This is a genomic window from Arsukibacterium ikkense, from assembly GCF_000987775.1.
GTDB lineage: Bacteria > Pseudomonadota > Gammaproteobacteria > Enterobacterales > Alteromonadaceae > Alishewanella > Alishewanella ikkense.
Genome location: NZ_LAHO01000001.1, coordinates 69957 through 96526, shown reverse-complemented (window position 1 = coordinate 96526; position 26570 = coordinate 69957). Strand labels below are relative to the sequence as shown.

Sequence of the window (26570 nt, the reverse complement as noted above, 5' to 3'; positions counted from 1 at the left end):
AAACCGCAGAGCGGTTTGCAGCTTTTAATCAGCGGCCAATGGGGTTAGATCAGGGTTGGCAATGTTTAATATATTCAATCACATGTTGTTTAACTAATGCAGCATCTTCAACAGTATCAAACATTTCAATTGCAGGACGAGGTAGGTTTGGTAGCCCGGGAATGTTGGCTTCAAAAGGCGCTTGTTCTAACCAGCGGAATGTCTTATTCCTTGTTCTAAGAGAATTGTACAGAATGCTAAAAATTTCATTGGCCAACTCTGGTTGGCCATACCAGTCCAGAGGTTTCCGAATGCGGCCGTTCATCCCAGACCTTACTGAGCTTGCAATGCTAAGAGGCAATTGAGCATCCCTGAGATATCGCTCAGTAACAGCATGGATGGACCAGTCAGCTAACTTTACAAGGTCAGATGCTGGAAATTTAGTTATTCCATTTACAGGGGGAATCACTCCCACTTTTACATGAGTCATTCTTGCCAGCGCCCCTAATAAAGGGCATAAATCTGTATCATTCGAGACAAATATTTGCAGCTGTTCAGTCGGGTCTTCATAAGCATCCTTGAGAGCTTGCACAGCTATATTAACGTCAGTCTGTTTTTCTTCTATTCGCCATACACAAACTTTTTTACAACCAATATGCGGTGTTTTGGGGCTTAGCGGATCAAACTCACGCTGCTCTACTGGATTAATACTATGGTAGCCAAACACAATTTCGAGTTGCTGATCATCATAAATACTTTGCAATGCTGCATGATAAGCGTTCTGGTCTTTCTCCGCGGTTTTCGAAAAGGTGGCTTTAGGAAGAACTTTTGAGGTGAAATACTTAGCGCTATACTCACCATTGAGACGTTGATAAATATGTTCCGGTGCCGCAATTTTGCAGCAGTTTTTGACAAGCTGGATCGGGTCTAACCACTTAAACGGATGATTTTTGAGAACACCATAGTAAAGATTATAACCGTCTATATAGATCTTTATCTTCATTGGCTTCCCATTCTCAAACAATCGCATCCTTACAAATGAAAAAACCACCTTGCGGTGGCTTTTTCTCCCTCATCTCACAAGTCGCATTGCTTGCATAGAAGTTGGGCTAGTTGACACAAGTATATAACAAACTAGCGCAAAACTGGTCTGACGTGTGAGCAATTATAAGCTCCGCTCACTTCTCGTGGTTTCAGTTCAATTACTCAGTAGTTTGCTTCGCTAAATAATTTTAAGTATGTCGATAAATGGTACATTATCGACTTTGGCAGGAAGTGCTTTATCAAAACGGTTTGGTATACCAGCGGCGATGTTTGTCTGATATTTAACGTGGCTGAACCGTCTGACACTGCTCCTGTCACCGCCACACCTGCCGCCTGTTTACTTAAGCTTACTGTTACTGCACAGACTCCAGCCACAACGCCATTCTTTTTTCTGCATCGCATTCGGCATACGTAAGGTAGCGCTCAGAGCCGTCTAAAAAATACTTAATAGCCACATCACTGATCAGCCACTGATTATCAGTAAGATCAAACTGAATATAATAATCAAGCGGTGTCTGTTTAGCGTTGGTGCCGCTAATTAATAAACATCCCTGCTGGCCGTTAATTGCTTGCTTAGTATCGGTTGTTACTGCCATCTCTAGCGGGAAATAGGCGATGGCATTCACCAATTCTGATGTTTCAGCTGCCGCTCTGGCTGTCACCAGGGTTTGCCACAGCTCAGCCTTAACAAACTGTTGCTCCGCTTGCGTGGCTACAGAGGCCTTATATTCGGCAAAATACGATGCCAAGTTATCGCTTTTCGACGAAGTTGAGCTGCTGCAACCTACAATAAAAAGGCCGATAAATACTAAAAAGAATCTCATAACCCAACACTCTGATCAATCTGCTGATGCCGGCCTTTTAATAAACGGGCCGCTCGACACAAAAGCCCAGAGCAACTTAAAATAAGTTTCTCGATATCCAGAATACTCGAGAACTCAACTTTTACGCCGCCGGCAAAGTTAAACGATGCCATGTAATGCAACTTTCCTTCCCTACCGCCAGAAAACATCACAGACACCATCTTTAAATCTAAACCTATTTGTTTAACTTCTTCGCTAACGTCAAACCTGACGGTGCCCGCTTTGCCAATTAACATGGCCTCGCCACGCTCATTTACTTTCAGGGTAAACGGCCCCTTCTCTTTTATCAGGCTGGTCGTTACACCGTCGTTTTCTTTGTAGGCTAACTCAATGAAATTAATTACTCTGATTTTTAACTGGTAGGAAGATACGCTATTTTCGCTCATGTGCATTCCTTAGCATATGTCAATATTTAACATATAAACTACCATATAAAAACCGAAATCAAACAATAAAATTAACAAAATTGAATATCAGTAGATTAGAATTTCTTTGACTGATGCGATAAAAATCATTGATATTTATTATTTTTTGTAAAAATCAATGCCCCTACCATGAAGGATCCTTAATGTTGATGAACTAATCACTTATGGCGCTACATCGATATAGTGGTCAACTACCAGAGGTGAGCGTGGGATCTTTTTGCTCATTACCCATAGTTTTTTCTGATGGTTGTTCCTGCTCGGCATCCGCATTACTTTGACCTAAGCTTATTTGTGCTGCTTTAAGCAAGGAGGGCAGTGATTCCAGTAAATTTTTTTGTGTTTCACCTTGGCTAATGAGCAAGGCATTCTGCCTCTCCATAAGGCTTTCTAATGTCATTGAAGACTGATTAGCTGAACGTAACCCTTGATATGAAAATACTGCTGTAATCACAAGGGTAGAGATACCTAATAAAAACATTAAGTTATTCCATCTTTGTGCTTTTTTCGCATTTGAAGCTGAATCAAGGTTCATCCGAATACCCAACTCGTTCATGTTATCAACCAGCAGAGAAACAGCTCTCATTTCATTTGCCAATAAATTGATTGAACGGTTCGTTTCATATACTGGATTGGTTGGAATTTGGGGTAGAGATGCGATCTCATCACTGTATCGAGGACTACCCAATGCTCCTTTATGGATTTTGTCAGAAAGTAGCATGTTTTCTTCAAAAAGATTACGAGTTGTGACTGAGAATGAACCCGACATACTTTTGAATTTATCCAACATCTGTCGATGGTGGTTTTTGTGGTAGTCTTTCAGCATGTACAACAAATAACTACAATTATCTTTCACTCCCACTCGTTTTTGTTCGTCGGTAACGAGTCGTTTGAAATCAATGGTAAATCTCCGTTCTTCACCGACAGCGCTCTTGTACTTATTAACTTTAACTTGTTGGATAATTTGGCGATTATGACTAATTAAATTTATACAAAAGCTCTCTAGCTCGTCTTTTGTAAGCCATAGGCTCTGCTCGGAACTAATCCGAACTTCACTTGGATCTTTTAAGTTTTCGGAGACAACGCAGAGTTTTGTAATCAAGAAGCGAACTAACTGTTCTGCATCAGCCTCTATGTTTTCAGCTAGCCATCGTCTGACTTCAGCTTCGACACTTGCTGTGTAGTAGTGACAAAGAATGGAGCCCAAAGCTTCAGTACGAAATAAAAAACGACCGATATACGAAAAATCAGAAATTTTCAAATATTGATACTCCCATGCTGCTTAAACCTATAAGGTCACTGTCATTGATTTTCAGTCGTCTGACACTGCTCCAATCGCCGCCGCCACTACTGCCGCCTGTTTACTTGCGTTTACTGTTACTGCACAGACTCCAGCCACATCGCTGTTTACCCACTATTAATGCTATTCACGAACAAAGCGACACATCCCTTTACCAAGATTGACGCCATCGCGCTCAACAAAACCATAGTCACGGTAGAAATTCTCTTTGCCTTGGGCCGCTAGCAGCCCGACAGTTGCACCAACCGGGCAAGCTTTAGATAGATAACTTTCCACCCTTGCCATCAGAGCCCGACCAAGACCATGCCCTTGATAGTCAGGAGCGACTACAACATCTTGCAGATAAAAGTACATAAAACCATCGCCAACAATCCGAGCCATACCTATCAGCTTGTTGTCATGCCTGATTGAAGCGTGAAATAACGAAGCATCTAAGCTTTGTTGCGCTACACCCAAATCCACATTATCCCAGCCAACCTGGCAGCGCAATGCTACATATTCTCTGGCTGTTGGCGCTTTATCACTGATGATGTAATCAATTAATTTCACTGGAAAGCCCTATTGCCGCCAACACGCGAAGCCGCAACGGCATAACTGTCGCCGCGCCTGACATTAGGTTGCACTTCTCAGAACCTCCTTTATAAAATCACTCTTCGCCGCAGTATAGGCCTCTCTATCCAACTTGGCTTTTGCCGCCCACACCCGCTTATTCTGCTCATACCGCCTGGCTATTTCCTCATTGTTACGGAGCCTGTCACGAAAAGCCAACCGTTGTTGCCATTCCTGGCTGCCGTGCACTACAAGGTGCAAATGGTGTGTTCGACGCCCTTCAGCCCATCGCATAAGCCAACGTCGTCCAACCAATGAGGCATTGAACTCCATTGATGTCGTATATTTTGCTTGGCACAACGGTTCCATCAGCGCGTCGGCGCGTGCCATCGTATCTACCCCCGCCAGAATATCGATAACAGGCTTAGCGGAAAGGCCTGGTAAAGCTGTACTTCCAATGTGCTCGATCGCCAAAAAACTACCAGGAAACAATAGCAGAAGACGGTCGTACTCTTCTGCAAACAAAAGCGGCCAGCTCTTGTGATATGGGTAGATAATCACCTCTTCATAAATTGCCCGGTTAAGAGATTCTGCTTCGTCCATGACTCACCACTTTTTAGAAAAGTAACGCTTATTTGGCGGTTCGCTGCGTATTTCAACGCCGGTGCGCCAGCCTTGGTAAATTTAATGCCTTCAAGCTACTCTGCTTTTTCCAAAGTTACAATAATTTACCGGTACAACTGCTTTTGTTGGCACTGGCTGATTAAACTCAGCCGTTAAATCGTCATTTTCACTAAAACCTCGCTAAAGCTGTCTTTGTCATTTGCAGCAGGTAACTTCAAGCCATTGGTTTAATTAGATATTAATTTTGGCCTGTTTTCTGCTTACTACCTGCTTAAATAGCGTTTATTAATATGATAAGGACAAAAAATGAGTGTGTTCAGGCTGATTTTTAATATTCTGTGGTTTGTGCTGGGGGGCTTTGTTATGGGGCTTTTGTGGTGGCTGGTGGGCTTGCTGTGTTTTATCAGCATTATTGGTATTCCGTTTGGCCGCAGTTGTTTTGTGATTGGCGAAATGGCGTTCTGGCCCTTTGGCCAGGATGCGGTAAACCGGCGCTATGTTAATCGTTACGACGATATTGGTACCGGCACCCTGGGCACCCTTGGTAATGTTGTCTGGTTTTTACTGTTCGGGATCTGGCTGGCGCTGGGCCATTTAGGCCATGCTATAGTGTGCTTTATCAGTATTATTGGCATTCCGTTTGGCATTCAGCATTTAAAGCTGGCGATGTTAAGCTTAGCGCCTATTGGTAAAACCGTGGTGGCACGCCGCGCTATGATTAACTAAGCAGGGTAAGCCTTGTGGCAGCAGACAACTATCAGCGAATTTGGCAAACCGTTTTGCTAATTCCCAGCGGCAAGGTCGCCAGCTATGGCCAGATTGCCGATTTAGCCGGCCTGCCCGGCCGGGCCCGGTTAGTGGGTAAAGCCTTAGGCTATGCGCCGAAAGAGCTGGCCGTGCCCTGGTATCGGGTATTACGCAGTGATCGCAGCCTGGCCTTTGCGCCAGGTACGGCTGACGCATTGGCGCAGCGGCAATTGTTATTGGCAGAAGGCGTAATGCTACGTAGTAACCGGGTGGCCAACACTGACTTATGGCAACCCGACCTGGCCGAGCTGCTGTTTAAACTGCAGTATTAGCGCGGCGGGTAAGCCGCCGCCACAGTAACACACCGCCCAGCAGCAAGGCAGTTAGCGGTATAGTGCCGCCGGAAGAGCCTGTCGCTGCATCTGGTGGCGGGCTGGCCACCACGGTTAAGGTAATACTGGCCGTAGCTACTGCGCCTCTGGCATCGGTTGCGGTAACGCTCAGTTGTAACTGGCTGCTACTGGCCGGCGCAAAAAAACTTACCGTGCTGCTATTGGCGTTTTGCAGGCTGAGCGCCGGGCCAGTTAACTGTTGCCATTGGTAGCTGATAGCATCACCTTCGGCATCGGTCGCCACTGCCGTTAAGCTGACACTTTGGCCGGCATTCACCTGGCGGTTTTCACCCACACTCACGGTAGGTGGTGTGTTCGAGTCGTCATCCAGGATGGTAAGAGTGAGCTCGGTTATGTCGCCCAGTTCACTGCCAGCAATGCTGAATAAACGCAGTATCGCCGTTTCATCCGGCTCGGCCAGTTCATCGTCCAGAATCTGCAACACGATTTGCCGCTCGCTGCTATCACCATCTGCCCAGCTGAGCTCGCCGCTGGCAGGGGCAATATCTTCTCCCACCGTAGCGCTGCCACTTTCTAACAGATACCCCACACTGATGGCACCATCACTGCCGCCGAGCCGACGCACCACAATAGTGACCGCAGTATCGGCCTCTACCACCGATAACGCAGACTCGACCAGACTTACTACACCAGCACGAGGTGGGTCGTCACCAAAGCGCAGCCGCAAATAAGACGGGCTGCTCAGGCTGGCGCCGTTACGAGGGTCAAACAAGCGGACAAATAACTCACGCGCCACGCCCAGGCCGCGATCAAGCGTGGTAATACTCAGCGTTTTACTGCTGTGATCACCCGCGGCCCAGCTTAAGCGGCCGCGGGTGTCCTGATAATCCAGCCCGGGTTCAGCCCGGCCCGCCACTATTTCATAGCCGACACTGGTTGCGGTAGTGCCGCCCAGTCGTTGTACCTGCAGCTGAGCCACCTCGCCAGGGGTTACTTGTAACTCGCTTAGGCTGAAGGTTAACGCGCCGGCTTGTGGGTTAACGGTGTTTTCCCGCAACAAATACAGGCCACTGTTAATGTCGCTGCCTATGATCATGCCCGATGGCAGATACGGATAAACACCCCACATGCCATTAAAGGCCGCACTGTCAGACGCCGGAAAGGTATCGAAAAAGCCGGCCTGGGTTGGCGCAGCCGGGTTGCTGATATCCAGGATAGTTAAGCCGCGCTGATAATTCGACATATAGTAACGGTTGCCGCGCACAAACCCATTATGATCAATAGCCCGGGTTGGCCCGGTAAAAGTGCCGGCTAATACCGGCGCCGTTAAATCGCTTAACTCAAACACCCGTACTGTGGTGTTCAGGCCATGCTGAACTTCGTCCAGCTCATCGTGCACAAACAAATATTGCTTGTCTTCACTCCACCAGCCGGAATGCACATAACTGGCCAGCTGGTAGCTGAAATCTGCCAGCGGCAGATTGCTGGCATCGCTAATGTCCCACAACTTAATATTTTGCTCATTAAAATCAAATAGCACCAGACACTCTGGCCGGTCACACTGGCTGCTGGCGCGGTGGTCCGTTACCAGCATAGAGGCCACATCATGGCTGTAGTCGCTGCGACTGGCGCCACTTTGCAGCCAGTTGGCGGTTAGCTGCAGCGGGTTTGCCAGGCTGTAACTGGCCACCGCGCCCCCCTGCTCTGGCTGGCCTGCCAGGTGCAGCGCCGGTTGCTTACCGGTTATCGCCGTATTAGTAGTGTAATCGACATTACTGATATACAAGTTATGGGCGGAATTGGTTACCCGGCTGGTAGCGGCCAGACGCACGCTGGCTGGCAAATCGTTTAAATCAATAATCTGAATGCCGTTATTCGCCTCCGACGACACATAAGCATAGGCCTGCCAGCGGCCCAGGCTGTCATCATAAAACTGCAGCACTTTAATATCGCGCCAGGTCGTGTTGCTGCCGGCAATGGTTCCCACTTCCAGTGGCTGCTGCGCATTAGCCAGGCTAACCACTGCAGTGCCATTATTCAGGCCAATTAACGCGTACTCCAGGCCGCTGTTCAGATCAACATGGCCCCAGATATCATTGGCTGAACTGGGTGCAGAGCTAAAATCGGCCAGCGCCAGATGGGCAATTAAATCGATTTTGTCACAGCTGAATACGCCAGCTTTACCCGCGACACAGGCAGCCGCTGGCTGGCCTTGTTGCAAGGCGCTGTGTGCCGCCAACTGCTGACTGGCTGCTGTACCAAACCGGCCCGGGCCATCGTTAATGATTTGAAAGCCGCGCTGATGCAGACGGTTGATAAACTCAGCCGGCACGCCGCTTAATACCGTTTTATTCAGCTGGGGTGCCTGTTGTAAGAAGTGATCAAACCTGTTATGGCCCCCAAACACCGGCACTATGTCACTTAGCAACAATACCGCATCATCGGTACCACTAAGCGGATAATGGCCAGCCGCTACCAGCACTTTATCGCCCTTACCTGCCTGACTCAGGGCATAACCTATGGTTTGGCACGGCCGCAGTACCTTGTCACAGCGGCCGCTATCCTGGCCGGTGTCAGCCACAAAACGTGCTTTATCATGTTCAGCATGAGCCGGCACCTGGCCACTGAAGCCACCAGCGGCAAGCAGTACAGCGAAGATGATACTAAACTTACATTGCCAGAAATAACGGATTGTCATATCAACTATTGCCCATATTTGATGGTGTCAGCTCGCTGGCGTAGCGCCTGACCACTGCCACCTTACTCGATTTTCACTTAGCTTTAGAGTATTGTTAACCGCAGCTTTACTAAATACAACCAGCTTATGAAATTTATACCTGCAATTTGTACCACTACAGTGCTTGCCGTTGCTGCAGGCTGGCTTGGCGGCTGCCAGCCAGTAGCAAGCTCAGCGCCGGCTAGCCAGTTGCCAGTGCAGGCGCAGTGGCATAGCCAGCAGCTGGATTGCCAGCAGCCGCTCTTTATCAACCAGCAGCAGTGGCAGCTGCAAAACCTGCGTTTTTATCTGAGCGATTTCAGCCTCAACCAACAGCCTTTGTTGTTAGCCAGCAGCACCTGGCAGCAACCGCGGCTGGCGCTGCTTGGCACCGATTGTCAGGGCAACAGCAACTGGCAACTGGCGTTCAGCCAACCAGTAACGGCCGGCAAGCTAAGCTTTACCCTTGGCCTGCCTTTTGCGTTGAATCATCAAAACCCGCTTAGCGCCAATACGCCGCTTAATCACAGTGAACTGTTCTGGAGCTGGCAACTGGGCTATAAGTTTTTACGGCTGGACATGCAAGGGCCTGACCACGGCTGGGCGTTTCATCTGGGCTCTACCGGCTGTCAGTCGGCCAGCGTGCTGCGCCCGCCCACTTCTCCCTGTCAGGCCGCCAATACAGTTGTTATTACCTTAGATTACCTGCCAGGCCAACAACTGACGCTGGATCTGGCCGCGTTATTGAATGAGGTTGAGATAAACCGGCACAGCAGCTGTATGTCGGACCGCCAGCAACAAAGCTGCCAGCGGTTACTGCACAATGTTAATCAGCCTCAGCTATGGTCTGTGCTGCCATGAATATCGTTAAGCAGCTTGCACTGTGCTTAGTACTGATGTCAGTCAGCTTACTATTAGTCAGCTGCCGCCAGCCGGCGCCTGCTGATAACGCTGCTGATTGGCACTGGCATTTACCAGAGGGCATGCCCTTGCCACGGCTACCGCCCGAGAACCCCATGAGCCAGGCTAAGGTTACCTTAGGCCGTTACCTGTTCTACGATACCCAGTTATCCGCCAATGGCAGCCAAAGTTGCGCCAGTTGTCATCAGCAGCAATTTGCCTTTGCTGAGCCCCGAACACGGTCAGTTGGCAGTACCGGCCAGCAGCACCGACGCAATGCGTTAGCCCTGGTGAACGTGGCGTACAATAATACCCTGACCTGGGCGCATGACGGCCTGACCGAGATTGAGCAACAGCTGCTTATTCCGCTATTCAGTGATGATCCGGTTGAGCTTGGCCTGAATGGCAACCAGGCAGAAATACTGCAGCGATTAACCCGGCCACCCTACCCGCAGTTATTTCAACAGGCCTTTGCCAGCCCTGAGCCGCAGATGCAGCAGGTGGTGCTGGCACTGGCCAGCTTCGTGCGCAGTTTGCTGTCCTTTCAGTCTGACTTTGACCGCTATGCCTACCAGCAAGACGACGCCGCTTTAACCGACGTCCAGCTTGAAGGGATGAACCTGTTTTTTTCCGAGCGACTGGAATGCCATCATTGTCATGGCGGCTTTAACTTTACCCAGGCTACCAGCCATAGCAGTCAGCCACTGGATTTACGACCCTTTCACAACACCGGCTTGTATTTTACTGCCCGGCCTGAACTCGCCACCCCAGGTTACCCGCAACAGGATCGTGGCCTGGCCGAAATTAGCATGAACCCGGCTGATGACGGCCGCTTCCGGGCTCCGACCTTGCGTAACATTGCGCTAACCGCGCCCTATATGCATGATGGCAGTATAGCCACACTGGAACAGGTAGTAGATTTTTATGCCGCGGGCGGCCGGTTTATCGACAAGGGCGAATATGCCGGGGATGGCAGGCAGCATCCGATTAAAAGCCAGTTTGTGCAGGGGTTTGCTTTAAGCCCCAGCGAACGGGCAGCAGTGCTGGCCTTTCTGCACAGCCTGACCGACTGGCACTTTGTCACGGATCCGGATCACAGCGATCCCTGGCCGGTGCTGCAGCAACCAGATAGTTTGCCGCAACCATAAAAAAACCGGCCTGTTGCCAGGCCGGCCTGATAATGTTTAGCCTGTTTCATTGGCTACACCATTACCCTCGATGCTATCAGTAGTTTCTGGCTACTGTCAGCTGGTTATCAACCCGCTTCACATCTTTGGTTTTCTTGGCGATAGCTCCAGCCAGATCTTTCTCAGAATCTGAAGCCACTTCGCCTTTGAGCATTACCACACCATTTTCCACATCGACATTAATGGCCGTGCCACTCACTTCAGACTCAAACAACAAGCGGGTTTTAACCACGGTAGCCACTTTGGCATCCGTTAAGCCGCTACTGTTTTTGTCATGATTCTTGCCACCTTTGCGCTCATTCGGCACGACGGTAAGCTTATTGTCTACCGATTTTACCCCTTCCAGGTTTTCAATCAGTTCACCGGCCAGTGCTTTGTCAACATCACTGGATACTTTACCGGTTAAGGTTACTTTACCGTCTTTCACATCGGTATTAATTTTAAACGAGTTTAAATTACCGTTTAACAGTAAGGTGGTTTCTGCTTTGCCATCAATCCATGCGTCTTTGGCACTGTCTTTCCAGTCATTGGCACTAACAGCAACTGAAGTACCCGCTAAGGCTAAGGTCATCATTACCGCTAAAGTTGTACGTTTCATATAGTCACTCCTTTGTTGTGAGACACTTATCCCTTTGCCAGTATGATGCCAACATTGAAATAATTTCTAACCCTTTGTTTTATCAACAAACGTAATATTGCCATTCATTTAGTGTTAATTATTTGTTTGTACTTTTAACCGGGCTACCGGTAAATATTTCATAGGTTATCCGCTGTCAGCAGCGGCTGTAGTTGATCAGTCAGCATTTGCAAGCCGGCAGCCAGGTTTGCCATGGCTTTCGCATTTGCGGGCCTTGTCAGTTCCCGACTGTAGCGCTTAAACAGCGCCAATTGCCGGCGCAGTTGCGCCGGTAGCTCGGCCAGCCAACTGATATTGTCAGCATTACAGCCAGCATGATGATGCTGGTACCACTGGCAGATAATGCTGTGCTCAACGTTGTGCGTCTGCTTGTCTGGTTTGCCACTGACTAACTGCTCAGCTTGCTGATGCAACATCACCAACGCGGTAAGATGACGACGAATATTGTTATCGGCCATGCAGCTGGCCGCTTGCGAATAAAACAACCTGGCGTGCTGGCTCAGGGCTGCAACCTGGCTAAGCATAGCCTGGTCAGCTGCGTGGTCAGTTACTGATTTTGGGTTATATGCCAACATGTTACTGCCTCCTTAAACATCACTCCCCGTTAATTCATATTCAATTCATGTACCAAGTTTAAACTCATGATTTATAATGGAAATTTTATTTAATGTTCAACCGGACAGGCCATTTCAGTAAATTTTACTGACGACCGTTGTTAAATTTACATTGCTGGATTAGAGTAGGGCACCATTACAGGAGTGACGCCATGAGCAAGCCCAGGCTATTTATTCACATGCGTGATCCAGAGCTGGCTGAAAAACTACTGCAGTCACCTGTCGTCAGACAATTTATCATTGTTAAAAGCAGCGATAGTTCAGCCTGGTCAGAGCAACTGCAACAGCAAGAGTGCGATCTGGCCTTTATTGAGTCAGATGAAAGCGACAATGATGATTATCAGCGTTTGCTAGTCAGCAAAGTATTAACGGAAATTGATTTTATTTTTATCAGCAGCGGCACACCCAATGAGCTTCTGGATAAACTAATGCGCCGCGGCGCCGGTTATCATTTCCGGGCACCACTGGATTTAGGTTCAGTGATAGATACCTTGCAAGATTTTTATCAGCAGCTCAGCACCGAGCGCAAGCAGGTAAAAGCCACCTCCAGTGAATTAGACCAATTTGGTTTACTGGTTGGCTCATCCAAACCCATGCTAAAACTGTACCGGACGATCCGCAAAGTTGCGGTTACCGAAGCTAATGTGTTAATCATTGGTGAAAGTGGTGCCGGCAAAGAGTTGATTGCCAATACCTTGCATCTGGCCAGTTTACGGGCCAATCAGCCTTTTGTGGCAATTAACTGTGGCGCACTCAGCCCCGAGCTTATCGACAGTGAGTTATTTGGCCATATCAAAGGGTCCTTTACCGGTGCGCATCGTGATCATCAGGGGGTATTTTCTCAAGCTGAAGGCGGCACCCTGTTTTTGGATGAAATTACTGAAATGCCCATTGAGCAACAGGTGAAACTACTACGAGTGCTGGAAAATGGCGAGTTTCGGCCGGTAGGCAGTGAGAAAACCTTAACCGCTAACGTAAGGATTGCCGCAGCAACTAACCGTGACCCAATGCAGGCTATTGCTGAGGATGCACTAAGAGAAGACTTATACTTCCGCCTGGCCCAGTTCCCCATTTGCGTGCCGCCACTGCGTCAACGCGCAGAGGATATCGTCGGCCTGGCGCAACATTTTCTGGCCTATCGCAATGTGCAGGAGCAGCAAACCAAAAAGTTTTCTGCTGATGCCGAAGCGTTAATTGCTAATCATGGCTGGCCCGGCAATGTCCGGGAATTAAAACATGCGGTAGAGCGGGCCTACATATTGGCCGACGCTATTATTGAACCTGATCATTTGTTGCTGGATGAACCGTTAAACTGCGCAGAATCTGACGGATTGTGTGATGCCGTGCCAACAGGTGTCAGATTAGACGAACTGGAAAAAGCAGCTATTTTAAGTACCTTAGCCAAAAATGGTGGTAACAAAACCGATACGGCACAACAGCTGGGAGTGAGTGTAAAAACCTTGTACAACAAATTGGAAAAATACCAGCTGGATAATTAACTCAGAGCTGCTGGTGACGCAGCCACACTGTTTATATCGCTCCCCATATAAAATTGCCGGCTGCTGCGATTAATGCAGAGCCGGCAATCTGTTCAGCCAGGCAACTCAGCAGACAAGGCGGCTACAGCCTTGGCGATTTACCTCTTAAGGCCCCTGCCAGCAATGAAATCACCAACAGCACAATAAAAACAAAGAAAATAATTTTTGCGATACCTGCAGCAGCACCGGCAATACCACCAAAGCCCAGTACAGCCGCAATTAATGCGATAACTAAAAAGGTTAATGCCCATCCTAACATTTTTGCTCCTTAGTGCATGGTATGCACTTGGTTTAAATATTCACTCGTTACAGTATGTGGCGCAGCCAATGCAAACCGCCAAGACGCCGTGCTGTTTTCACCAGCTGACTATGGCGCCTTTGCATTAAGATACCGGCCATAAAACTTAATGTCAGGCCAGGCGTGCTACCCAAAAATTGCTTAGCACGCTGCCCCAGTAACCACAGATAGGTCAGTCGCAACTGTTGCTGCTGCTGATACTGAGCAGTGCATTGCTGCAATTTAAGTTGATGTTTACTGATCAGCAGATCGATTAGCATGCTCTTCTCCTGCAGGCTCAGGAGTGAACCTGAACAACGCTTTTACTTGTGCCAACGTATGGCTAAAACCAACTTGTTTTAACAAATAGCGGATATTGCGCCAGCACCAGTATAATGCCGCCAACTGCAGTCCAAACAAGATAGCCACGGTAACGGGCACCGAGCCAAGGGTCTGCAATAACAAATAGCCGGCAAATACCAGCAGCATTCCCCACAGCATAACCACGCCGGCACCTAACGCGACCAACAACGCTGCGGCGATAATTAAGCTGCGCCGAGACAAAGCCATTTCGGCCTGGGCCGTTTGCCGGGTAAGTTGGGCTTGTTGCTGGTACCGCTCTGCTGTCAGGCTTAATAAAGCCGCTATCTCAGTAAGCTGAGCCATCACTTTTTCCGGCAATGGTTCGTTGCTCGCTGGCTGCGGCTCAGTATCCCGAGATTCAGCCATCGTTAACTGCGGCGTAGCAGCGCGCTAACCAACATACCTGCTGCGAATGCGATACCTGCAGCAACCACCGGGTTTTCTTTGGTAAACTGCTTGCCCCGCTCATAAGTGCTCTGCATTTGCAATTTCAGCTCTTCCTGCTTCTGATCGATGGTTTCTTTCGAACTGGCAGCTGTGCGGCGGATGGTATCTTCGGCCGTTGCTGCTTTTTCAGCCATTGCGTCAACCGCATGATGCGCCGCTTCTGACGCTCTTTCCGTCACTGGCGAGTTGGTTAACGGATTAGCGGTTGAATTACCATCATTGGTACTAGCGTGAGTTGTTGCCATTATAAACCTCCTGCTTGTTGAACGAAGGCCAGGCCGCTTTGTTACACGGCAAGGCTGAATAGTTGTTGCCAAATTAAAATGCAAAGCATATGCCAGATTACAGGATAAAAGCATAATTAGATATAAATCAGATATTTAATATTAAAGCGACCGCTATCAAACACTTCAACATAACAAGTATAGTGTAAAAATAATGTAGAAGTTACCGGCTGACAGTAATCCTTACTTGCCCGTAGCAAAAAGCCAGACCGAAGTCTGGCTTTTGCAACAGCCGCAGCAGCTTACTTGTCGTGCTGTATACGCATATGCGGGAACAGAATCACATCGCGGATAGAGGCAGCATCGGCCAGCAGCATCACCAGCCGGTCGATACCAATGCCCTGGCCGGCCGTTGGCGGTAAGCCGTGCTCCAGCGCGGTAACAAAGTCTTCGTCGTAAAACATCGCTTCATCATCACCGGCATCTTTTTGCGCTACCTGCTCGCGAAAGCGCTCGGCCTGATCTTCAGCGTCATTTAACTCGCTAAAACCATTGCCCAGCTCACGGCCGCCGATAAAGAATTCAAAGCGATCGGTAATTTCCGGGTTATGATCGTTACGCCGCGCCAGTGGTGACACTTCCGCCGGGTACTCGGTAATAAAAGTCGGGTGACGCAACTTAGTTTCAACCAGCTCGTCAAACACTTCCATTAAGATACGGCCGTGGCCATAGTTGGCTTTGACTTCAATACCCAGACTCTTCGCCAGCTCTGCCACCGCTTCACGCGTGGCCAGTTGCTCCTTGGTCACGCTCGGGTTGTAGTGCAAAATAGAGTCGGTCACTGACATGCGGGCAAACGGCTTACCAAAGTCGAACACTTCGCCCTGATAAGGCACTTCAGTGCTACCCAGTACATCCAGCGCCAGACCGCGGAATAACGTCTCCGTTAAGTCCATTAAGTCATTGTAATCGGCATAGGCCCAGTAAAACTCCAGCATGGTAAATTCCGGGTTATGCCGGGTGGATACCCCTTCGTTACGGAAGTTACGGTTCAGCTCAAACACCTTTTCAAAACCACCGACCACTAAGCGCTTTAAATACAGCTCAGGGGCAATCCGCAAAAACATCTGCATATCCAGCGCATTATGGTGGGTTTCAAATGGTTTGGCCGAGGCACCGCCCGGAATAGCCTGCAGCATTGGCGTTTCCACTTCTAAAAAGCCATGATCGTTAAAAAAGCGCCGGATATAGGCCACAGTCTTGCTGCGCACCAAAAAGGTCTTACGCGACTGCTCGTTAGAGAGTAAATCCAGGTACCGCTGGCGGTAACGGGCTTCGTTATCGGTTAAGCCGTGGAATTTATCCGGCAGTGGCCTGAGCGCTTTAGTTAACAGGCGAATGTCGCTGAGCCAGACAGTCAGCTCACCGGTCTGGGTTTTAAATAAATGGCCGGTGGCGCCAATAATATCGCCTAAGTCCCACTTTTTAAACTGGTCGTTGTATACGCCTTCTGGCAGGCTGTCGCGCGCCACATACAGCTGAATTTTTCCACCCATATCGGCAATAGTAGTAAAGCTGGCCTTCCCCATAATGCGCCGGGTCATAATGCGGCCGCCGAGGCTGACGGTAATCTTTTGCTCTTCCAGCTGTTCTTTCGTCAGCTGATCGTACTTAGCCAACACTTCGCTGGAGATGCTGTCACGGCGAAAATCATTCGGAAACATAAAGCCAGCGGCACGCAGACCGGCAAGCTTGTGTTTTCGCTCAGCAATCAGTTTGTTTACATCCTGAATTTCGTCTTGTGGTTGCTGTTGGTCAGACATGGTGCTTTTCCTGATTGAGAGAGAAAGTTAAAGTAATGATTACAAACCGGCTTTTAGGCTGGCTTCAATAAACTTGTCGAGGTTGCCGTCCAGCACCGCCTGAGTATTGCGGGTTTCAATGCCGGTACGCAAATCTTTAATCCGCGAGTCATCCAGCACATAAGAGCGGATTTGGCTGCCCCAGCCGATATCAGACTTGGTATCTTCCAGCGCCTGCTTTTCGGCATTCTGCTTTTGCAGTTCAAACTCGTATAGCTTGGCGCGCAGTTGCTTATAGGCGTTGTCGCGGTTTTTATGCTGCGAGCGATCGTTCTGACATTGCACCACGATATTGGTTGGCAAGTGGGTGATCCGCACGGCAGAATCAGTACGGTTAACGTGCTGACCACCGGCGCCTGAGGCGCGGTAGGTATCAATGCGTAAATCCGCCGGGTTAATGTCAATTTCAATATCGTCGTCGATTTCCGGTGCCACAAACACTGAAGCAAAAGACGTATGACGGCGGTTACCCGAGTCAAACGGGCTTTTGCGTACCAGCCGGTGCACGCCGGTTTCGGTGCGCAGCCAGCCATAGGCATAGTCACCGCTGAATTTAATGGTACAGCCTTTAATGCCGGCGACATCGCCATCGGTCACTTCGTACAGTTCAGGTTTAAAGCCTTTATCTTCGCCCCAGCGCAGGTACATCCGCATCAGCATGCTGGCCCAGTCTTGCGCTTCGGTGCCGCCCGAACCGGCCTGAATATCCAGGTAACAATGGTTCTGATCATTTTTACCCGAGAACATGCGGCGAAATTCCAGCAATGCCAACTGCTTTTCTAAATCGGCTAATTCGGTTTTCGCTTCTTCAAAGGTATCTTCGTCTTCAGCTTCCAGCGCCAGTTCTATCAGGCCGGCCACATCCTCCAGGCCTTGATCCAGCCGGTCTATAGTGCCAACCACTTGCTCCAGCGCTGAGCGCTCTTTACCGAGCGCCTGGGCTTTCTCCGGGTTATTCCAGACGTTTGAGTCTTCCAGTTCGCGGCTAACTTCTTCTAAACGCTCTTTTCTGCCATCATAGTCAAAGATACCCCCGAAGCACATTAGTGCGTTCAGTCAGATCTTTAATGCTGTTGTTTACCGGATTCACTTCAAACATGGGTTATCTCAGGCCTTAAAACGGTCGAAAAAATTGTTGCGGATTATAGCAAAGATATGGCTGGCAGTGCAGCCATCTATTGATGATTTTTAAAAAGCGACGTTGCCAGCGCCGTGGCAGCAGTTGAATGCTGTCAGGCTATTGCCGTCATATGGCGCACAATCAGTTGCAGATTTTGCTGATCGCGATATTCATTTATATCCAGTTGATAAGCCAGGTGTACCTTTTTTACGTTTACATCCGGCCAGGTTTTATTGTCGGCATTAAACCAGATCGCATCAATCAACAGGCCATTTGGCCCCTGCAACATCAGCTTCAGGTGGCGCTCGGCCAGCATTTTCTGACTGATTAAGCTAAATTCACCATCAAATACCGGCTCCGGAAAGGCCTGGCCCCAGGGGCCGGCATTTTGCAGCAGCTGAGCAAAACCAATATCAAAACACTGTGTGTCCAGCTCGCCATCGCTGTAGATCACTGCGGTTAGCTGCTCTGCCGTTAAATGTTTTTTAGCGGTGAGGCTCAGCGCCAGTTGGAAAGTCTCCAACCGCTCGGCCGCAATCGTTAAACCAGCGGCCATGGCATGGCCACCAAATTTTTTAATCAGCCCCGGGTACTGGCAGGCAATTTCTTCCAGTAAATCGCGGATATGCAAGCCCGGAATCGAGCGGGCCGAGCCTTTTAACTCGCCGTTGTCACCCTCGGCAAACACTATGGTTGGCCGGTGAAACTGCTCTTTAATGCGGCCGGCTAAAATACCAATCACTCCCTGGTGCCAGTCGCTGCGGTACAAACATAAACATTCCGGCAGGCTGCTGCCATCAAAGGATAACTTGCTTAAAAAGGCCTGCGCTTCCAGCTGCATGCTTTGCTCGATGGCGCGTCGTTCGACATTTAATGCATCCAGCTCAGCGGCATACTGACGGGCTAAGCCCAGCTCAGGGGCCAGCAGGCAACTTATGCCCAGCGCCATATCATCCAGCCGGCCTGCGGCATTTAACCTGGGGGCCAGCGAAAAGCCAAAGTCGCTGGCAGTGAGTTTTTCAGCACGACGATTAGCCACATCAATCAGTGCCTGAATGCCCGGCCGGCATTTGCCACTGCGAATACGCATTAAGCCCTGATGCACTAAAATGCGGTTATTGGTATCCAGTGGCACCACATCGGCCACGGTACCCAGCGCCACTAAATCCAGCAGCTCGGCAATATTAGGCTCGCTCAGGCCTTTATCGGTAAAATGCTGCAGCTCGCGCAGACCGGCGCGCAGCGCCATTAACAGATAAAATGCCACGCCAACGCCAGCCAGCGCTTTGCTGGGAAAAGCACAGCCAGGCTGATTCGGGTTAACAATAGCATCGGCATTGGGCAGGGTGTTGCCGGCTAAATGATGATCGGTGACTAACACCTTTACTCCGGCTTTTTTAGCCAGGGCCACCCCTTCCACCGCCGAGATACCGTTATCCACGGTAATAATCAGCTCGGCGCCCTGCGCCACCACCAATTCGGCCAGTTCCGGGGTCAGGCCGTAGCCGTACTCAAAGCGGTTAGGCACCATATATTCAAGGTATTTAAAACCAAAAGCTTTTAAGCCGGCCATCAGCACTGCGGTACTGGTGGCGCCGTCGGCATCGAAATCGCCGACGATCACGATATGCTGCTGCTGTTGCAGCGCGGTAACTAATAACTGTACCGCCTCGCTAATGCCTTTTAACTGGTTAAAGGCTAACAAACTGGCCGCTCCCCGCTCCAGCTCTGCGCTGCTGCTGATGCCACGGTTCTGGTATAACCGGCGCAGCACCGGATGCAGGTGCTCGGCAATAACCTTATCGGTTAGCGGCTCACGCCGGCTTATGTGTTTTAACTGCACGCCTGATACCTGCTTTGTAATCCAACTGATAATGCTAGCTCAGCCCTGAGCGGGTGAACCGAAACGGCGGCTTAGTTAGCTTGTAACTGATTCAGTAAGCCGGCCGCAGGCTGATAACCGGGAATAATCCGGCCACTGGCCAGAATTAACGCCGGCGTGCCATTGATGCCAAATGACTGACCCAGCTCATAATGTTTTTTCACCGGGTTTTCGCACATTGCCGGCGGGTTACGCTTGTTATCTTTAGCTGTGTCCATGGCTTTTCGCTGATCACGTGCACACCATAAGTGCTGCATTTCCAGCGCCGTTTTGCTGTTCAGGCCGCCACGCGGAAAGGCCAGATAACGAATGGTAATACCGGCATTATTATAATCTTTCATTTCATTATGCAGTTTCTGACAATAGCCGCAGCTGGGATCGGTAAAGGCGTACACCACATGTTTTTCGTCTTTGGCTTTGTATTCAATGTAACTGCCGGCTAACGACGGCATTTGCTGGTTGATGTAGCTGCGCATCTGCACATCGTTTACCAGTTCAGCTTGTTGCAAATCGTACACATTGCCTTCAATAAAAAAACGGCCATCACTGCTGGTAAAAAATAAGCCGCGCTGGGTAAATACCTGCAATAAGCCCGGCATCGGGCTATTGGCAACGGCGTTGACCTGCAAGCCCAACGGGGCCAGGCTTTGCGAAATGTCAGCAAGCTCGGGAGCGTCAGCCGTTTGCTGGGCGATAACACTGCCACTGATAGCGACACTGAAGCTGAACACGCCGATACTAAGGGCACCTGAAAACCAGTTTTTCATAACTCTTCCTATTTAGCGCAACCACGATAATGTTAGCCACGCGGGTGATGTTGTTGATGCAGCCGTTGCAAGCGTGCCTGGGCTACATGGGTATATATTTGCGTTGTTGATAAATCACTGTGCCCCAGCAGCATTTGTACTACCCGCAAATCGGCACCGTGGTTCAGTAAATGGGTAGCAAAAGCATGGCGCAGGGTATGCGGTGACAGCTCAGCCTGAATGCCCGCTACTTTCGCATAAAACTTAATCCGGTGCCAGAAAGTTTGCCGGGTCATCTGGCTGCCGCGGCTGCTGGCAAACACTAAATTACTGTCACCTTTTACTAAATCGGCCCGGGCCTGGCGCAAATAGCGGCTTAGCCAGTCTTGTGCCTCTTCGCCCATCGGCACCAGCCGCTCTTTACTGCCCTTGCCCAGCACCCGCAATACGCCCTGGTTAATACTCACCTGTTGCAAGGTCAGGCTAATCAGCTCGGTTACCCGTAAACCACAAGCATATAACAGCTCGAGCATGGCTTTATCACGAAACTGGATCAGCTCATTGCAATCGGGCGCCTGTAACAGCGCTTCTACGTCTTGCTCAGATAGGGTTTTCGGTAAGCTGCGGCCGATTTTCGGGTTAACCAGTTCGGTTACCGGGTTGGCGGCACAACGGCCGGCTTTATGATAATGCCGGTAAAAACGCCGCAGGCTACTAAGCATCCGCGAGCTGCTGCGCGGGCTAACGAGCTGCTGGTAACGCATGGCTAAAAATTGGTTGATCAGCTGACTGTCAACGGTCAGCAACTGCTGTTGTTCTTTGGCGACAAAGCGGGCAAACAGGCTGAGATCGCTACCGTATGCGCTAAGCGTATGCGGGCTAACGTCTTTTTCCAGCCAAAGCTGGTCTAAGAACTGGCTAATCAGGTCAGCGTCGGCAGCAGAAACCGTGGCAAAATGAGCGTCGTAGTGGTCAGTAGTCATGTTGAGCAGCAAAGTAAAATATGGTGACATGTTACCCGAACTCAGGCTGCAAAACCATGCGCGGCACTCAACTGTCAGCTGAAGCTAGCAGTCAAGCCACATTACCATCCGCAATTTTCATGGTTGAGTTGCGTTGTTTTTACATAACGCCTGACAGTTAATATCAGCAAGCCGCACAACCAGAACATTTGCATTGAACCGCCGCTGGATTTAACCACCACACTGCTTTTATCCCACTGTGCCGTGACCTGAAGATCCTGTGCTGGCATGGATTGAGGTAATATCGGGTTCCACCCTGTAAAGGTATAACCCTGACGCACTGGCGTAGGGACATTTATGCCACTACCAAAGTTCAGAGTAATAGGTGCAAGCGCCTGGCCACCGGCCGTATCAAACCGGATTTGATACTGATTAATTTGCCACTGCGCCACTAATGTCAGGTCTTGCTCAGGCATCGTTGCCGGCAGTGCCGGTGACCAACCTATGAAGCTATAACCTTGCCGTAAAGGTGCTGCTATGTCCAACTCACTGCCATACAGCTGGGTAACAGGTGCAATAGCACTGCCACTATTACTGTCAAAGGTTAAGGTGTAGCTATTGCGCACAGCCAAGACACCTGGGTCACGAATCACGCCATTAGCCCGGCTATCGTCATCATTCGGGCCACCGTCTTCAATGACCAAACGAATACAGTCATAGCCTGCAATTATCCCCTCTTCCCACACATCTGAAGATACTACCGGGCACTGACCCATTGCAGCCCGGGCGGCTGACTGTACTTGGTTGTTGGCATCTTCGACAAAGTCATGCCACTGCATATTAGTAAATTTACGCCATACCGCATTCGCGGGGATAGTGGTACCAATCGGCAACGGCAGCATCACTGGTACTGACTCACCCGGCACCTGCAAATCCAGGATGTCCAGATTCACCATAAAGCCTATTTGGGCAAAGCCTGTATCATTTAAAGAACCATCATTCAGCGCAACACTAAACTGCTTGCTACTCCAGGAAACATCACCAGCGTAAAGCCCTAAAGCCAGCGTATACAGACTTGGCACTTCTATATACATCAGTCCCTGTCCTTGACAGTTGTCAACCCGCGTTACTTCCTCAAGAGCTGCAGGGCAAACAGGTAAACGGTTTTTGGTATGGCTAAAGGGATTGACCTCTGCAGGGATCCCGGACACCGAATAGCAACTCTGATAAGGACAATCATCAATAATCCTTAATTGCAACTGATATTGCCCATCGCGGCGACCGTCAGTTGCGTGTACAAGGATCTGATAGGTACCGGTATCAATATTTAACGGTTCAAACCAGGCGTTAGCTGCCGAAACATTTAAGGTTAAATCTGCAGCAGTCCAGCTATATGTTGCTGCAACATTGTTAAGCTCTGTAGCCGCCAAATCAACACGGCCATTACGCCGGCTTATTACCAGAGTATCAGTATCCTGCTGAGTAACTTTTGCTGAAATGGCCAGTGCTAAAGGTTGATCAACCAACACCAACTGATGGTTATTCGGTGACCCAACCAAAGCGTTCAGTACTGTTTCTGCTTTGATTACAATACTCGCCCCTTCAGCCAGGCTTTGCACACTGTAAGAGCGTTGCAGTTGATGTTCACTGTCTATCCTTAACTGCAGGGTAGATAATTCTGCATTTGACACAGCAAAGTCGGCAGTTACCGGGTACTCAATAGGTTCATCACTTAACCATAAAGCCACTGTTGACGTTATTTCAGGTTCCACTTGCTGTCGGCTTGAGGTAAAGGCCAGATAGGGCATGATATCAAAGCTGATTTCCACCAGTTCGCCACTGTTTTCATCAACAAACCGGAAAATATAGCGCCCTGTTTTGTTAGCAACAAACTGGTAGCTGCCATCAGCTAGTTGTGTCAGCACACTCAGCGTCTCATCTTCTGTCAGCACCGCCACACGACCTGAACGCATCAGATCTGCTTCGAGCAAACGTTGATCACCACTACCACTTAAGACGCTGAAGCGGCGTAGCTGATTAATGGGGCCCGCATCCAGATTATCAGCCTCAATCACCACAGGATCGTATATCAGCACTTGCAGTTCACAGTCGGCAAAGACCTCAGCGGTGTTTATGCTCCCAGCAGCATAACTCGCCGCACAGCTACCCGACACCACCACCACATCTGTTTCATTTTCTAATAACACAGCAAAGGCTGCGGTTCTACCATAGAGCACTGTTTGGCTGGCCGGTGTCACTTGCGCTGCGCCGGTTAAATTGACAGAAACGGTAAAGGCCAGCTCTTCATACAGCGCTCTGACATCTATATCTTGCGTTATCGGCGAGAGATTTTGATCCCAACCAGTGAAATGGTAACCGGTGCGCTCTGGCAATACGGGTATCACCGCAGATTGGCCATGCTCTACCATCAGCTGTTGCAGCACACTATCATCCCAATCGATAAACCGAACTCTGTAGATATTGAGATCCCACTGCGCTACCAAAGTAACATCATTGGCCGGCATGGTGGCCGGTAACGCCGGGGTCCAACCGGCAAAGGTATAGCCTTCACGGGTTGGTGCGGCTGGCGTAGTCACTGCAGCCCCAAAGCCATAGCTGGCCGACGCCACCGCTGAACCTCCGGCGCTGTCAAAACTGACGCTGTAGGTATTAACGTTCCACTGTGCGGTAACACTGATATTATTTGCTGGCATGCTGGCCGGTAACGCCGGCGTCCAACCGGCAAAGGTATAGCCTTCACGGGTTGGTGCGGCTGGCGTAGTCACTGTAGCCCCAAAGCCATAGCTGGCCGAAGTGACTGCTGAACCTCCGGCGCTGTCAAAACTTAGCGTATAATTGTTTACGTTGTAATGTGCTGTGACTGTTTTATTGGCATCAATGGCCGCAAACTGACATTGATAATCGCTGCAATCACCGCTAAAACCAATAAAGGTAAAACCCTCATTGGCCTGTGCCTGGCAACTCACCGCACTGCCTGCATCCGCCGGATTAGGCGTACAAACCAAAGTACCGTTTTCAGATTGGGTAGTGACAACGTATTGCATCAGAGCAGACTGCCACTGAGCATACAACGTGAAAGTGCCTGCTTGGGGTGTAATCGCAGCCCCGGCAGCATAGGCGACACCACTGCCATCGGCCACTGTGTTCCAGCCGCTAAAGCTATGATCTGCTTTGGTGAGGGTGTTTTCGGCAGGATACATGGCTGCCCCCTGATACAAAGGCGGCGAGCCTGAATCGGCACCATTGCCATTGAAGGTTAATATAAAGCCATTCGCCTGATAGGCCCCCATATCCACAGCGCCAAGACGCCAATAGCTGCGCTGATCTTTGTTGGGCACATCTGCATCACTGCTGCCTGCACTGATGGCGGGGCTACCCGGTAACAGCGCAAATGTGTGGCTTGCACCACCATTGTCAGCCAGGGCTGCCAGCATTGGATCACCGGTAATGAGATTGTCAATGCTCTCATCATTGCTTTCAGTGCGAAAGCCAATAATAGAGTGACTTATCGTTAAATCGGTTAGCGTGTCTATATGCAGATCCGCCGTCGCAGGTGATAACGCCGCGTTATTGCCGGAAACAATACTATTTACCAGGCTAACCGAGCCACCTGCTCCAAACTGTCCAATGCCGCCACCATTACCGGCCGATGAGTTACCGGTAACGGTAGAGTTAATGAGAGTGAGTGATGAAGTGACATATAAAGCAATAGCACCGCCCAGGGTGTCAGTGCCAGAGACTCCAGCTGTTATCGAGTTGGCAGTGAAAGTGGTATTGATCAAAATGGCTGTCGCACTGGAATTAAGGACTAAGGCACCACCAAAAACGCGAGCGCTGCTTGCTAGATGACCGGAATTACCATCAACCAACGTATTTTTCATGGTCAACGTAGAACCCATGAATATGGCACCACCGGCAAACATTGAATTGCTCTCAACTCTGTTGTTGGTTAAACGACTGTTATTGATCTGCAATGGTGATTGCGCGAAAATGGCCCCGCCGCAACATTGTCCCGTCAAATAGCCATTACGAAGCGTAACACCATCAATAATGGTTTCGGCCACCCCACTGCCAATAGAAAAAATACGGCCTTGCTCTGACTGTGGTGTTGCCATTGCTTGAATGATGGTTTGCTCAGCCCCGGCTCCAACAATTACCAAGGCTTTAGTAAGATTGATATTTTTTTCAGTAAAGGTTTCTGCTGCCAGCTGCAGAATATCGTATGGCGATGCTGCAGCGACGGCAGCTGCGATGCTGGCATAAAGATCGCTTGTCCCGACCCTGTGCAGATCACGAAATTGCAGCCTTAAGTCAGCAATCTCTGCATTGGTATTGGCACTGGCATCACCGCTGAGAAAGGCGCTGTTGCTAAATTGCAGCGTAAGGTTGCTGACATTGTCCGCCTGGGAGCTGTCCAGAGCAGCACCACTTAACACCAGTTCCAACTCACTGCTGCTAACAAAATGCAGGGTAGCGCTTAAGCCGGCTGGTAAATTGCTAAGCGCAGCCTTGCCGGTTGCCAGCAGGTTTTCACCCACCAAGCCGGTAAAACCATCACCATCCAGCAAGTTGTGCGTTAGGGTTAAGGTGTCCTGGAAACGGCCATCGTTGCTGAGGCTTTCAAACAGGGTTTTGCTGCTAAAGCCAATCAATGGGCCAGCCGGGCCAACGGTTGGTGCGGGTCCGGGCCCGCCATTCCAGCCAGTGGCTGGCGGGGTATCGGGGTCATTAAAAACGTAATAATTCATCCTCAGGCAGAAATCGAAAGGTTCAATGAGCCACATCCCGCCACAACGATACAAAAACCAGGTCTGGGCACCTCCTTCTTTACGATAAGCCGGCACCCCATCTTGGGTAGCGTATTCCAGATAAATGCCATTGGCATCGGCCTCACCGGCATCACTGACCAGATAATTGGCTTGCGCTTGCGCCATAAAAAGCACAACACATACCAGACTAAGGTATTTAAATAATTGATTTAACAGCGGCATGGGGCGAACTCCGGGGGTAATAGCTTATTAACTAGCGAAGCCCATGCCAGAGTTAGGCAAGGACAAAAATCTTACTGCTTCTTACCATTCCCTTATTTTCGTTTCACCTACTCTAGAATGTTTTTTAGCTTTAAGGCGTTAAGTCGTTAAGTCGCAAAGCGAGTTAAAACGCTTTTTAGGCAACATTATTTAAACACCAAAA

24 protein-coding genes are annotated in these 26570 nt (G+C 49.6%); 5 read left to right on the top strand and 19 right to left on the bottom strand.

All coding sequences use genetic code 11. The features are described from left to right. Positions 1 to 49: 49 nt before the first annotated feature. The 6 genes from WG68_RS00430 to WG68_RS00405 form a co-directional block, all read right to left on the bottom strand. Complete coding sequence (locus WG68_RS00430) at positions 50 to 982, bottom strand: NYN domain-containing protein (RefSeq protein WP_161796335.1); 933 nt, start codon at positions 980 to 982, stop codon at positions 50 to 52. A gap of 394 nt (positions 983 to 1376) precedes the next feature. After that, positions 1377 to 1847, bottom strand: a complete 471-nt coding sequence (locus WG68_RS00425; protein WP_046555685.1) for a hypothetical protein — start codon at positions 1845 to 1847, stop codon at positions 1377 to 1379. Continuing rightward, on the bottom strand, positions 1844 to 2272 hold the full coding sequence (locus tag WG68_RS00420) for a hypothetical protein (protein ID WP_046555684.1): 429 nt from the start codon (positions 2270 to 2272) through the stop codon (positions 1844 to 1846). Before WG68_RS00420 ends, WG68_RS00425 begins: the two co-directional genes overlap by 4 nt. A 226-nt stretch (positions 2273 to 2498) precedes the next feature. After that, a complete protein-coding gene (locus WG68_RS00415; protein ID WP_046555683.1) occupies positions 2499 to 3569 on the bottom strand; it encodes a hypothetical protein in 1071 nt (356 codons plus the stop codon). A gap of 162 nt (positions 3570 to 3731) precedes the next feature. Then, positions 3732 to 4157, bottom strand: a complete 426-nt coding sequence (locus tag WG68_RS00410; RefSeq protein ID WP_046555682.1) for a GNAT family N-acetyltransferase — start codon at positions 4155 to 4157, stop codon at positions 3732 to 3734. Between the two features lie 63 nt (positions 4158 to 4220). Next, the gene (locus WG68_RS00405; protein ID WP_046555681.1) at positions 4221 to 4760 is read right to left on the bottom strand and encodes a GrpB family protein; all 540 of its coding nucleotides are present in this window, start codon (positions 4758 to 4760) and stop codon (positions 4221 to 4223) included. A 327-nt stretch (positions 4761 to 5087) separates the two neighbouring features. Between WG68_RS00405 and WG68_RS00400 the strand changes: the two genes are divergently transcribed. Both WG68_RS00400 and WG68_RS00395 read left to right on the top strand, forming a co-directional pair. Further along, positions 5088 to 5507 (top strand): YccF domain-containing protein, encoded by a 420-nt coding sequence (locus tag WG68_RS00400; protein WP_046555680.1) that lies wholly within the window; start codon positions 5088 to 5090, stop codon positions 5505 to 5507. Between the two features lie 14 nt (positions 5508 to 5521). After that, positions 5522 to 5860 carry an MGMT family protein gene (locus tag WG68_RS00395; RefSeq protein WP_046555679.1) on the top strand — a complete coding sequence of 113 codons (339 nt, stop codon included), beginning with the start codon at positions 5522 to 5524 and terminating at the stop codon, positions 5858 to 5860. On the opposite strand, the gene WG68_RS00390 is transcribed toward WG68_RS00395, so the two are convergent. Then, positions 5844 to 8579, bottom strand: coding sequence for a choice-of-anchor B family protein (locus tag WG68_RS00390; protein ID WP_052748899.1), 2736 nt, complete (start codon positions 8577 to 8579; stop codon positions 5844 to 5846). The two genes, WG68_RS00395 and WG68_RS00390, sit on opposite strands and share 17 nt — an antisense overlap. 126 nt (positions 8580 to 8705) lie before the next feature. On the opposite strand from WG68_RS00390, the gene WG68_RS18965 reads away from it, so the two are divergent. Then, positions 8706 to 9458 carry an MbnP family copper-binding protein gene (locus WG68_RS18965; RefSeq protein ID WP_052748898.1) on the top strand — a complete coding sequence of 251 codons (753 nt, stop codon included), beginning with the start codon at positions 8706 to 8708 and terminating at the stop codon, positions 9456 to 9458. Beyond that, on the top strand, positions 9455 to 10645 hold the full coding sequence (locus WG68_RS00380) for an MbnH family di-heme enzyme (RefSeq protein WP_046555954.1): 1191 nt from the start codon (positions 9455 to 9457) through the stop codon (positions 10643 to 10645). The genes WG68_RS18965 and WG68_RS00380 overlap by 4 nt, the downstream gene beginning before the upstream one ends. Before the next feature lie 76 nt (positions 10646 to 10721). Here the strand turns inward: WG68_RS00380 and WG68_RS00375 are convergent, their stop codons facing one another. Beyond that, the gene (locus WG68_RS00375; protein WP_046555678.1) at positions 10722 to 11282 is read right to left on the bottom strand and encodes a BON domain-containing protein; all 561 of its coding nucleotides are present in this window, start codon (positions 11280 to 11282) and stop codon (positions 10722 to 10724) included. Positions 11283 to 11440: 158 nt separating this feature from the next. Then, positions 11441 to 11896: a hypothetical protein gene (locus WG68_RS00370; protein WP_046555677.1), complete on the bottom strand. Its 456-nt coding sequence runs from the start codon at positions 11894 to 11896 to the stop codon at positions 11441 to 11443. Positions 11897 to 12087: 191 nt separating this feature from the next. Here WG68_RS00370 and WG68_RS00365 point away from each other — a divergent pair, with 191 nt between their 5' ends. Further along, a complete protein-coding gene (locus tag WG68_RS00365; RefSeq protein WP_046555676.1) occupies positions 12088 to 13434 on the top strand; it encodes a sigma-54 interaction domain-containing protein in 1347 nt (448 codons plus the stop codon). A gap of 121 nt (positions 13435 to 13555) precedes the next feature. Here WG68_RS00365 and WG68_RS19265 read toward each other — a convergent pair whose 3' ends face one another. From WG68_RS19265 to WG68_RS00315, 10 genes are all read right to left on the bottom strand, one after another. After that, complete coding sequence (locus WG68_RS19265; RefSeq protein ID WP_046555675.1) at positions 13556 to 13732, bottom strand: DUF1328 domain-containing protein; 177 nt, start codon at positions 13730 to 13732, stop codon at positions 13556 to 13558. 47 nt (positions 13733 to 13779) lie between these two features. Further along, on the bottom strand, positions 13780 to 14031 hold the full coding sequence (locus WG68_RS00355) for a hypothetical protein (RefSeq protein WP_046555674.1): 252 nt from the start codon (positions 14029 to 14031) through the stop codon (positions 13780 to 13782). Then, positions 14006 to 14479, bottom strand: a complete 474-nt coding sequence (locus WG68_RS00350) for a hypothetical protein (RefSeq protein WP_046555673.1) — start codon at positions 14477 to 14479, stop codon at positions 14006 to 14008. The genes WG68_RS00355 and WG68_RS00350 overlap by 26 nt, the downstream gene beginning before the upstream one ends. 2 nt (positions 14480 to 14481) lie before the next feature. Beyond that, on the bottom strand, positions 14482 to 14805 hold the full coding sequence (locus WG68_RS00345; RefSeq protein ID WP_046555672.1) for a hypothetical protein: 324 nt from the start codon (positions 14803 to 14805) through the stop codon (positions 14482 to 14484). Between the two features lie 281 nt (positions 14806 to 15086). Then, positions 15087 to 16607 (bottom strand): lysine--tRNA ligase, encoded by a 1521-nt coding sequence (gene lysS, locus WG68_RS00340; protein WP_046555671.1) that lies wholly within the window; start codon positions 16605 to 16607, stop codon positions 15087 to 15089. A 39-nt stretch (positions 16608 to 16646) separates the two neighbouring features. Continuing rightward, positions 16647 to 17745, bottom strand: a protein-coding gene (prfB, locus tag WG68_RS00335; RefSeq protein ID WP_161796334.1) for a peptide chain release factor 2 whose coding sequence is annotated in 2 segments (ribosomal slippage) — positions 16647 to 17669 and positions 17671 to 17745 — 1098 coding nt in all. Because the reading frame shifts where the segments join, the coding sequence is not laid out codon by codon here. A gap of 133 nt (positions 17746 to 17878) precedes the next feature. After that, positions 17879 to 19609, bottom strand: coding sequence for a single-stranded-DNA-specific exonuclease RecJ (gene recJ / locus WG68_RS00330; RefSeq protein WP_046555669.1), 1731 nt, complete (start codon positions 19607 to 19609; stop codon positions 17879 to 17881). A 71-nt stretch (positions 19610 to 19680) separates the two neighbouring features. Next, complete coding sequence (dsbC, locus tag WG68_RS00325; protein ID WP_046555668.1) at positions 19681 to 20415, bottom strand: bifunctional protein-disulfide isomerase/oxidoreductase DsbC; 735 nt, start codon at positions 20413 to 20415, stop codon at positions 19681 to 19683. Between the two features lie 32 nt (positions 20416 to 20447). After that, positions 20448 to 21377: a site-specific tyrosine recombinase XerD gene (xerD, locus tag WG68_RS00320; protein ID WP_046555953.1), complete on the bottom strand. Its 930-nt coding sequence runs from the start codon at positions 21375 to 21377 to the stop codon at positions 20448 to 20450. A gap of 101 nt (positions 21378 to 21478) precedes the next feature. Next, positions 21479 to 26368, bottom strand: a complete 4890-nt coding sequence (locus tag WG68_RS00315) for an InlB B-repeat-containing protein (RefSeq protein WP_046555667.1) — start codon at positions 26366 to 26368, stop codon at positions 21479 to 21481. Positions 26369 to 26570: the final 202 nt, after the last annotated feature.

What these genes read in the sequence shown, in the direction of transcription:
- WG68_RS00430 (WP_161796335.1), bottom strand. Translation starts at nt 982, where the DNA reads ATGAAGATAAAGATCTATATAGACGGTTATAATCTTTACTATGGTGTT.
- WG68_RS00425 (WP_046555685.1), bottom strand. Translation starts at nt 1,847, where the DNA reads ATGAGATTCTTTTTAGTATTTATCGGCCTTTTTATTGTAGGTTGCAGC.
- WG68_RS00420 (WP_046555684.1), bottom strand. Translation starts at nt 2,272, where the DNA reads ATGAGCGAAAATAGCGTATCTTCCTACCAGTTAAAAATCAGAGTAATT.
- WG68_RS00405 (WP_046555681.1), bottom strand. Translation starts at nt 4,760, where the DNA reads ATGGACGAAGCAGAATCTCTTAACCGGGCAATTTATGAAGAGGTGATT.
- WG68_RS00400 (WP_046555680.1), top strand. Translation starts at nt 5,088, where the DNA reads ATGAGTGTGTTCAGGCTGATTTTTAATATTCTGTGGTTTGTGCTGGGG.
- WG68_RS00390 (WP_052748899.1), bottom strand. Translation starts at nt 8,579, where the DNA reads ATGACAATCCGTTATTTCTGGCAATGTAAGTTTAGTATCATCTTCGCT.
- WG68_RS18965 (WP_052748898.1), top strand. Translation starts at nt 8,706, where the DNA reads ATGAAATTTATACCTGCAATTTGTACCACTACAGTGCTTGCCGTTGCT.
- WG68_RS00380 (WP_046555954.1), top strand. Translation starts at nt 9,455, where the DNA reads ATGAATATCGTTAAGCAGCTTGCACTGTGCTTAGTACTGATGTCAGTC.
- WG68_RS00375 (WP_046555678.1), bottom strand. Translation starts at nt 11,282, where the DNA reads ATGAAACGTACAACTTTAGCGGTAATGATGACCTTAGCCTTAGCGGGT.
- WG68_RS00370 (WP_046555677.1), bottom strand. Translation starts at nt 11,896, where the DNA reads ATGTTGGCATATAACCCAAAATCAGTAACTGACCACGCAGCTGACCAG.
- WG68_RS00365 (WP_046555676.1), top strand. Translation starts at nt 12,088, where the DNA reads ATGAGCAAGCCCAGGCTATTTATTCACATGCGTGATCCAGAGCTGGCT.
- WG68_RS19265 (WP_046555675.1), bottom strand. Translation starts at nt 13,732, where the DNA reads ATGTTAGGATGGGCATTAACCTTTTTAGTTATCGCATTAATTGCGGCT.
- WG68_RS00355 (WP_046555674.1), bottom strand. Translation starts at nt 14,031, where the DNA reads ATGCTAATCGATCTGCTGATCAGTAAACATCAACTTAAATTGCAGCAA.
- WG68_RS00350 (WP_046555673.1), bottom strand. Translation starts at nt 14,479, where the DNA reads ATGGCTGAATCTCGGGATACTGAGCCGCAGCCAGCGAGCAACGAACCA.
- WG68_RS00345 (WP_046555672.1), bottom strand. Translation starts at nt 14,805, where the DNA reads ATGGCAACAACTCACGCTAGTACCAATGATGGTAATTCAACCGCTAAT.
- lysS (WP_046555671.1), bottom strand. Translation starts at nt 16,607, where the DNA reads ATGTCTGACCAACAGCAACCACAAGACGAAATTCAGGATGTAAACAAA.
- dsbC (WP_046555668.1), bottom strand. Translation starts at nt 20,415, where the DNA reads ATGAAAAACTGGTTTTCAGGTGCCCTTAGTATCGGCGTGTTCAGCTTC.
- xerD (WP_046555953.1), bottom strand. Translation starts at nt 21,377, where the DNA reads ATGACTACTGACCACTACGACGCTCATTTTGCCACGGTTTCTGCTGCC.
- WG68_RS00315 (WP_046555667.1), bottom strand. Translation starts at nt 26,368, where the DNA reads ATGCCGCTGTTAAATCAATTATTTAAATACCTTAGTCTGGTATGTGTT.